This window comes from Streptococcus intestinihominis (genome assembly GCF_046824975.1).
GTDB lineage: Bacteria > Bacillota > Bacilli > Lactobacillales > Streptococcaceae > Streptococcus.
The window spans coordinates 207,443-216,108 of record NZ_JBKQBL010000004.1; the positions used below are offsets into that span (position 1 = coordinate 207,443).

At 43.7% G+C, this 8,666-nt stretch carries 6 protein-coding genes; 1 reads left to right on the forward strand and 5 read right to left on the reverse strand.

The window, feature by feature from the left end; all coding sequences use genetic code 11:
• On the forward strand, window positions 1-1,198 hold a 1,198-nt coding region (zwf, locus tag ACLOR3_RS07895; RefSeq protein ID WP_412037124.1), incomplete at its 5' end, for a glucose-6-phosphate dehydrogenase.
• Window positions 1,199-1,262: 64 nt separating this feature from the next.
• Here the strand turns inward: zwf and ftsY are convergent.
• The 5 genes from ftsY to rnc form a co-directional block, all read right to left on the reverse strand.
• Window positions 1,263-2,930: a signal recognition particle-docking protein FtsY gene (gene ftsY / locus ACLOR3_RS07900; protein ID WP_411399932.1), complete on the reverse strand. Its 1,668-nt coding sequence runs from the start codon at window positions 2,928-2,930 to the stop codon at window positions 1,263-1,265.
• A complete protein-coding gene (locus ACLOR3_RS07905; protein WP_411399933.1) occupies window positions 2,930-3,751 on the reverse strand; it encodes a Cof-type HAD-IIB family hydrolase in 822 nt (273 codons plus the stop codon). Before ACLOR3_RS07905 ends, ftsY begins: the two co-directional genes overlap by 1 nt.
• Entirely contained in the window at window positions 3,748-4,545 is a 798-nt protein-coding gene (locus ACLOR3_RS07910) for an HAD family hydrolase (protein ID WP_411399934.1), read from the reverse strand. The genes ACLOR3_RS07905 and ACLOR3_RS07910 overlap by 4 nt, the downstream gene beginning before the upstream one ends.
• Window positions 4,535-8,080, reverse strand: coding sequence for a chromosome segregation protein SMC (smc, locus tag ACLOR3_RS07915; RefSeq protein WP_411399935.1), 3,546 nt, complete (start codon window positions 8,078-8,080; stop codon window positions 4,535-4,537). The genes ACLOR3_RS07910 and smc overlap by 11 nt, the downstream gene beginning before the upstream one ends.
• Window positions 8,071-8,666, reverse strand: a 596-nt coding sequence (gene rnc, locus ACLOR3_RS07920; protein ID WP_412037125.1) for a ribonuclease III, incomplete at its 5' end; no start/stop codon positions are given. The genes rnc and smc, both read right to left, overlap by 10 nt.

Consider the following 8,666-nt stretch of genomic DNA (forward strand, 5'->3'; position numbering starts at 1 on the left):
CTACATCAAGCTTCGTGAACTTCAAAATCAGCTCAACGATACCTACCAAGCTGAACATAATAAACTCTTCTTCCTATCCATGGCACCTCAATTCTTTGGTACGATTGCCAAACATTTGAAATCTGAAGGCATTGTGGATGGAAAAGGCTTTGAGCGTTTGATCGTTGAAAAACCATTTGGAACGGATTTGGAAACAGCTATTCAGCTCAACAAAGAATTGGAAGAAACCTTTGAGGAAGAGCAAATTTTCCGGATCGACCATTATCTTGGTAAAGAAATGATCCAGTCCATCTTTGCCCTCCGCTTTGCCAACCTAATCTTTGAAAACATCTGGAACCGTGACTTTATCGACAATGTTCAAATCACTTTCGCAGAACGACTAGGAGTCGAAGAACGTGGTGGCTACTATGATGAATCTGGTGCCCTCCGCGACATGGTCCAAAACCATACCCTTCAACTGCTTTCTCTTTTAGCTATGGACAAACCAGCTTCCTTCACCAAGGAAGACATCCGTAAAGAGAAGGTGAAAGTCTTTGAACAATTGGTCAACCCATCTGATGAAGAATTAAAGAAACAATTTATCCGAGGTCAATACCGTTCTGGAAAAATTCAAGGGAAAAAGGACATCTCTTACCGTAGTGAACCAAATGTCAACCCTGAATCCATGACCGAGACCTTTGCCTCTGGAGCCTTCTTTGTGGATAGCGATCGCTTCCGTGGAGTACCTTTCTTCTTCCGTACAGGAAAACGTCTGACCAAGAAGGGTACCCATGTCAATGTCGTCTTCAAACAAATGGACTCTATTTTTGGTCAAGAAATTGCACCAAATGTGCTCACCATCTACATTCAACCAAATGAAGGTTTCTCTCTCAGTGTCAACGGAAAAGAAGTTGGCGAGCAGTTCCAGATTGCTCCCATTTCCTTCGACTATGTAACAGAAGCTACCGCAACCGGTGCATCTCCAGAGCCTTACGAAAAGTTGATCTATGATGTCTTGAACAATGACTCAACCAACTTTAGTCATTGGAACGAAGTTAGAGCCTCTTGGAACTTAATTGACCGAATCGAACACATGTGGGCTGAAAATCAAGTCCCTCTTCATGAATATAAATCTGGAACCATGGGACCTCAAGCTTCCTTTGACCTCTTGAAGGATTACAATGCGGAATGGGTCTGGCAACCAGCAATTGAAGAATAAATTGTCCGACTGACTAAAAGTGCAACAAAAAAAACTCATCTCTTTCTTGAGATGAGTTTTTTGTTTATATCAAGCCTTCTAACAAGCCACGCATAAAGTTTTCAGAATTGAATTCACCGATGTCATCAATTTTTTCACCAAAACCGATTAATTTCACTGGAATATCCAATTCTTCTCGAATGGCAAGAACCACTCCTCCTCGAGCTGTTCCATCAATCTTAGTAAGGACGATTCCAGTAATCGGCGTGATCTTAGAGAATTCCTTGGCTTGGACCAGGGCATTTTGTCCTGTAGACGCATCCAAGGCTAAGAAGGTTTCATGAGGGGCTGTAGGATCCACGCGCTTGATAATGCGACCGATTTTTTCTAATTCAGCCATCAGATTGTCTTTATTCTGAAGGCGACCAGCCGTATCAATCATCAAAACATCGACTTGTTCTGCCACTGCTCGTTCCATCCCATCAAAGACCACACTTGCAGGATCTGATTTTTCAGGACCTGTGACAACGGGCACATCCACACGGCGTCCCCATTCAACCAACTGAGCAACAGCTCCTGCCCGGAAGGTATCTGCTGCGACTAGCATCACTTTTTTCCCTTCCTTCTTGTACTTATGAGCTAGTTTTCCGATAGAAGTGGTTTTCCCAACGCCATTCACTCCGACGAAGAGCATGACGGTCAAGCCGTCCTTAAAGTTGATTTGCTCATTGTATTGGCCATCTTTTTCATAGAGATCCACCAATTTTTCAATGATCACTCGACGCAAGGCATCCGGCTTCTTGGCATTTTCCAAGCGTGCTTCATAGCGGAGCTCTTCCGTCAGATTCGAAGCGACCTGGACCCCTACGTCACTCATAATCAAGAGTTCTTCTAAGTCTTCAAAGAATTCTTCATCGACAGAACGGAAGTTAGCAAAGAACGCATTTAGGGCAGCACCAAAGCCAGTCCGAGTTTTCTTCAAGCTTCGATTGTATTTTTCTTGAACCGTTTCTGTTGGTTGAGCAAGCTCTGGCTCACTTGTCGTTTCTTCTACTTCAGGCTCTTCTTCAACTTCTTCTGAAATTTCAGGTTCGCTAGTAGGTTCCTCTACTGACAATTTTGCTTCAAGCTCTTCTGTATCTTCAGGTTCGCTAGTTGTTTCTTCTACTGGAGTGTCTTCTTCAAACTCTCCTGTTTCTTCCTCTGAACTTTCAGTAGTTGCTTCTTCAATTACTTCCTCGGGTTCTTTGGAAAGATTTGAAGTCTCATCTTCTGTTTCATTCTTTGCAAGAACTTCCTCTACAAGGGCATCTTGAGCTAGATCTGATGAAGAATTCAGAGGCTCTTCTTCAAGATTCTCTTCTTGAAACGTTTCTACTTCTATAGTCTGTTCTTCAGGAACAGGAGCAGGTTCGGTTACTTCCTCAGGAGAGGTAGCTTGCTCTAGTTGAGAAGGGGCCACTTCCTCGACAGCTGTATCCTGTTTGACAGGCTCTTCTGTATGTGCTTCTTCACTAAATGCTTTCGACTCTTGAGCTGATCGCGCTGATTCGGCAGCCATTCGCTCTTTCAATTCCGCATAGTAGGCTTCCATTGCCGAAATCTTAGCTTCATCACTTTGTGAAGCCTTACTTGTTTCTGGCTCAACTAAGGAACTTGCTTCCTCAGGACTTTCCACAAGCTCTTCTGTATGATCTTGGGGTTGTGGTTTTGCTTCTTCTTTTCTTCCAAATAGTCGGTCAAATAATCCCATTATTGACCCTCCTTCAATACATATTCTTCAATCGCTCTTCCGACTGCATCTTCATCATTGGTGTAGTCCGAAACAAGGGTAGCGATTTTCTTCACCTCATCCACCGCATTGGCCATGGCGATTCCTAGTCCTGCCCATTTTAACATGCTGGCATCGTTGGCCTCATCACCACAAGCCATGACTTGACTAGCATCGATTCCTAAATACTCCACCAAAGCTTCCAAGCCTCGATCCTTTTGAACGCCTTTGGGGCACCATTCTAAGAGCATGTCTCTGGATTTAAAAATCTCAAAATGCTCCCCTAAGTCAGGAGAAATCTTTGAAATAGCGCCATCCAAATAGTCCTGTTGAAAGGCTGTCACACACTTATTATAAGCTATCTGACTGGACAAATCCTCAATAGAAACAGGAATAAAGTTCAAGTAAGGATTGTAGAGAGGGTAAAGAGATTCTTGATCAGATGTCAGTGTATAAACATCCCCCTCACTAATGGCGTCTAGGGGCAAACCAAGGGCCTCTGTCTCTTCATAAATGCGGACGACATCATCTCGAGAGAAAACTGTTTTCGCAATAATCTCTCCTGTATTCTTTTGTACCAAGCCTCCATTAAAGGTAATGGTGTATTCATCCGACAAGCCAGCTGTTCCAATCTCTTGGAGCAGAAAATCCATGGCCTTGAGAGGACGTCCCGTCGTCAAAACCACCTTGACCCCTTTTTCTTGAGCTGCACGAATGGCAGCCAGGTTCCGAGGGGAGATTTTCTTTTCTGAATTTAAGAGAGTACCGTCCAAGTCTAGTGCGATAACCTTAATCTGACTCATAATTCTTCCTCCATATAGCGCAGGACAGATCCTGTCGAATGATGGGGCAATATGGTTTCAGCCAATTCCAAAATCTCTGGACGGGCATTTTCCGGTGCAATTGGATGGCCAACAACCTGCATCATATGAAGATCATTGAGATTATCTCCAAAAGCTAGGACTTGGTCTCGACTAATGCCCAACTGATCCATTAGGGCTTGAATGGCGACTCCCTTGTCCACATAATCCAAGACAATATCAATGCACTCATAACCAGTGGTCATAGCCTTAACACCCTCAACATTTTGGGTAACCCAGGCTTCCCCTTCCGCTAATACTTCTTGGTCAAAATTGGTGGTCATCTTAAAGACAAGATCATCAATTTCTGAAAAATCAGACACCATTTGAATATTTTCATTGTAGTTTTGTGAAGCAGCTAGATAGTCTGGATCAACGGTTTTTAGAACATAGCTCCCACGTTTTCCCGTTAACAAGCACTTATTTTTATCAAAATAAGGACTTTCTTGTAACTTGGCAAACATGGCTTGGTAAAATTCAGGACTCATGGTCGCTTCATAGACATCTTCACCATGAAACTCAACAACACTGCCGTTTTCAGCTATAAAAATAATCTGATCCTGAACCTCTTTAAAGATTGTCTTCAAAGAGAGGAGAGGCCGACCACTTGCTACCGCAAAGTAGATCCCTTTTTCTTGAAACTTCTTTAATACCTTTAGGAATAAAGCTTGATCAAATTGATGATTTTCATCCAAAAAGGTCCCATCCATGTCTGTTGCGACTAATTTAATTTCCATTATCCATTCCTTCTATATCTTTCAGCTTCACAGATACAATCTTAGAGACTCCAGATTCTTGCATGGTCACTCCGTAGATGGAATCTGCTGCCGCCATGGTTCCCTTACGGTGGGTGACCACAATAAACTGACTTTCCTTATCAAAACGATTGAGGTAATCCCCAAAACGTTTAACATTGGCCTCGTCTAGAGCCGCTTCTACCTCATCCAAGATGACAAATGGAATAGTCTTGACACGAATGATTGAGAAGAGCAGCGCCAATGCTGACAAAGCTTTCTCCCCACCACTCATCAAATTCAAGGATTGAATTTTCTTACCTGGCGGTTGAACAGAAATCTCGACCCCAGCTGACAAGAGATCCCCATCCGTCAAGATGAGATCTGCTGATCCTCCCCCAAACATCTGTTTAAAGGTTATTCGGAAGGATTCACGAATCGCTTCAAACGTAGACTTAAAGCGTTCTTTCACCTCATCATTCATGTCATTAATAGTTTCAAGAAGAAGATTCTTCGCTGCCAAGACATCTTCTCGTTGACCGGAAAGGAAATCAAACCGAGTCTTGACCTCATCGTATTGTTCGATAGCATCAATATTGACAGGTCCTAAGGCTTTAATTGCTTTCTCCAAGTCTTTTAAGACTTGCTCAGACTGGGCTAGATTCTCTAGTTCGTTGGCCTGATTAGATGCCTCTTCAAAACTCATCTTGAATTCATCGGTCAGAGCTAACATCAGTTTATTTAGCTTATCTGCCAAGCGATCGCGATTGGATTCTGCTTTGGCCTGTAGGCGAATCCACTCCTCATTTTTACGACGGGCTTGTTCCATATGACCCGCTACATCTTCAGACTGGCCTTCCAAATCCTCTAACTCAAATTGCTTACGAATCACAGCTTGCTCCAGAGCGGTTTTCTCTTGAAGGGTTGCTTGCAATTGTTTTTCAAGGACAGAAACATCGATTTGCTCATGTCGATCTTCTCCCTGCTCAATCGCATATTGGAGAGCTTGGATTTCCCGTTCAGTAGAAGCCAACTCTTGCTGCAAGCGTTCGGCATCTGTCTGGTCATAGTTCAATCGACTCTTCAACTCTGTTTTCTGTAATTGGAGCTTGGCAATGGCTGCTCGTAAATTTTCAATTTTCTCGACAACGACATCTTTATTTAGCTTGACTTCTTCAATCTCAGCAGTGACTTGCTCTTTTTCCGTCTCAATTTCTTTCAGTCGCGCTTGCAAGTGATCCCGTTTTTGGAGGAGCTCTTGGTCGCTACCTTCATCCAGCTCTGTACGGATAAGTTCTAACAGTTCTTGGGCATCCAAGAGTTGCTGGTGAGCTTGCTCAAAAGCCAATTGAAGGCGTTGCTCTTCTAGTCGCGCCCCTTCTCCTTGGCTTTTCAAAGATTCTAGTGTTTCTTGTGATTGGGTCACTTGGTCCTGTTGCTCTTGAACCTGCCTTTCTACTTCTCGCAAGTTCTTCTGAAGAGAGGCCAATTCTTGGTGCAAGCGATCCAGTTCTGGCTTGATGAAAATCGAATTATTGCTTCGATTTGCACCACCTGCATAGGAACCACCTGTGCGCAGTTCAGTTCCATCCAGCGTCACGATACGAACTTGGTAGGCAACCTTGCGAGCAGCCGCCTTGGCGTGCTCAATCGTATCAAAAATAGCTGTGACACCCAAAAGGTTTTGGAAAATCGACTCGAGGGAAGGATCATAGTCCACCAAACTGCTAGCCATCCCTAGGAACCCTGGACAGGATTCAATCAGTTCTTGATTCTTTCCTGCAAGGTAGCGTGGTTTAATAGTTGTCAAAGGAAGGAAGGTTGCCCGACCCGAGCGATTCTTCTTCAGATGTTCGATTGCCCGTGTTGCTGCTCCTTCATCTTCTACGATAATATGCTGACTGCTGGCTCCCAGAGCAATCTCTAAGGCAGTCTGATACTCTGGTGAGAAGGAAAGTTTTTCACTGACAGCTCCCACAATCCCGCCTAAGCGAGTCGCTTCTTGCAAGACACTCTTCACGCCCGCATAAAAATTACTATGATTTTTTTGAATCGCCTCTAAACTGTTAATGCGAGCCTGTTTTTCCTTACTTTGATCCAGTAAATCAAACATCTTGGCTTGCGCTTCTTGATAAGCCTGGTGAGCTTCCTCAAAGCGTTTTGCCTCTGACTGATAGGTCTCAAGCAAGTGTTTCAGATGCTCTTGAGCTCCTTGATAAGCTTCTTGAGCAACCTGCTCTTTTTCTTGCAGTTCTGTCACCATTTGGATTTGATTTTGGTAATCTTCCTTTTTGCTTTGTGACAATTGAGCTGAGGCTTCCAGTTGATTTTCAATGGTTGTTAATTCGTTTGATCGCTCCGCTTCATCCTGCATCAAGGCCACGTATTTTTCACGTAAATAATCGATTATCTGATCTGGATCTTCTGAGAAGCTGGCCAACTCTTTCTCCAGACCTTCCAGAGCTACTTGGCTCTTTTGTAGTTCTTCTTGAAGACTCTTTGTATTGGCTTGTTTTTCTTCCAACTGGTTCCGAAGAACTTGTAGGCGCACTTCCAGACTATTGACCCGCTCTTGATTTTCCTGACGACTTCGAGCGACCTGTTGGGACTCCAAGCGTGCCAATTCGATTTGTTTCTCCAAATCACTTAAGAGACGAGTCAATTCCAAGAGGCTAGCTTGATCATCTGACAATTGGTGTTGAAGAGTCTGACGACTTTGTTTCAATCGGAGACTTTCCGCCTCATACTCTTCTCTTTTCTGGTAATAAGCCTTTAATTGCTCTTGGATGGAGGCTTCTTCTTGGACGGCTTGATCATAGTCTTTTTTATTGACTTCAATTTGAGCAATCAAAACATCCAAATAAAGAACCTGGCGTTGTTGATCCAATTCTAAGAAACGTTTGGCCACAAGGGCTTGCTTTTCAAGAGGTTTGATTTGCCCCTCTAACTCAAAAATAATGTCTTCCAGACGGTCCAAATTATCCTGGGTCTGAACCAACTTAGATTCCGTTTCCTTGCGACGTGTCTTAAATTTAAGAACCCCAGCGGCTTCCTCAAAAATAGCCCGTCTCTCTTCTGGTTTGGAGTTGAAGATTTCTTCAACCTTCCCTTGGGAAATAATAGAGAAAGAATCTCTCCCTAGTCCAGTATCCATAAAGAGATCATGGACATCTCTCAAACGGACTTTCTTACCATCAATCTTGTATTCACTATCACCCGAGCGATAAATATGACGCTCCACGCGGATTTCTTTTGCAGCCTGTTTGATAAAGCCATCCCGGTTATCCAGTACTACCGTTACGCAGGCGTAGTTTAAGGGTTTCCGAGTTTCAGTCCCTGCAAAAATCACGTCCGGCATCTTGCCACCACGTAGGCTCTTGACACTCGATTCCCCTAAGGCCCAGCGTAGACTTTCTGTAATGTTCGATTTTCCAGATCCATTAGGGCCCACCACTGCGGTTACCCCTTGGTCGAAGATGACCCGGGTCTTATCTGCGAAAGACTTAAATCCTTGAATCTCAATTTCCTTTAAATACATGAGGGATCCACCTTATTCTCCACTGCTTTTTTTGCTGCTTCTTGCTCTGCAGCCTTTTTAGACCGGCCACGTCCTTGACCGATGATTTTCCCATTGACAGACACTTGCACTTCAAACTCCTTGGCATGAGCCGGTCCTGACTCATTCGTCACTTCATAGGTAATCAAGACATCCCCATGGATTTGAAGGATTTCTTGCAAGCGCGTCTTATAGTCAATCACTTGCTCAAATTGGCCTGCCTCGACTTTAGGAATCATGACTTGCTGAATGAAGTTCCGCACCATCTCTACTCCCTTATCCAAGAGTAAGGCGCCTAAAAAAGCTTCAAACAAATCTCCTAAGATGGTATCTCGGTTACGTCCACCAGATTTTTCCTCTCCCTTGCCAAGTTTGATAAATTGATCGAAACCACAATCACGGGAAAAACCTGCTAGGCTTTCCTCACGAACAATCATGGAACGCATTTTTGACAAATCACCCTCTGGCTTACTTGGGTAGAGGGCAAATAAATATTCGGAAATCACTAACTGGAGAACAGCGTCTCCTAAAAATTCCAAACGTTCATTATGTGAAATTTTTAAGAGGC

What these genes read in the sequence shown, in the direction of transcription:
- ftsY (WP_411399932.1), bottom strand. Translation starts at nt 2,930, where the DNA reads ATGGGATTATTTGACCGACTATTTGGAAGAAAAGAAGAAGCAAAACCA.
- ACLOR3_RS07905 (WP_411399933.1), bottom strand. Translation starts at nt 3,751, where the DNA reads ATGAGTCAGATTAAGGTTATCGCACTAGACTTGGACGGTACTCTCTTA.
- ACLOR3_RS07910 (WP_411399934.1), bottom strand. Translation starts at nt 4,545, where the DNA reads ATGGAAATTAAATTAGTCGCAACAGACATGGATGGGACCTTTTTGGAT.
- smc (WP_411399935.1), bottom strand. Translation starts at nt 8,080, where the DNA reads ATGTATTTAAAGGAAATTGAGATTCAAGGATTTAAGTCTTTCGCAGAT.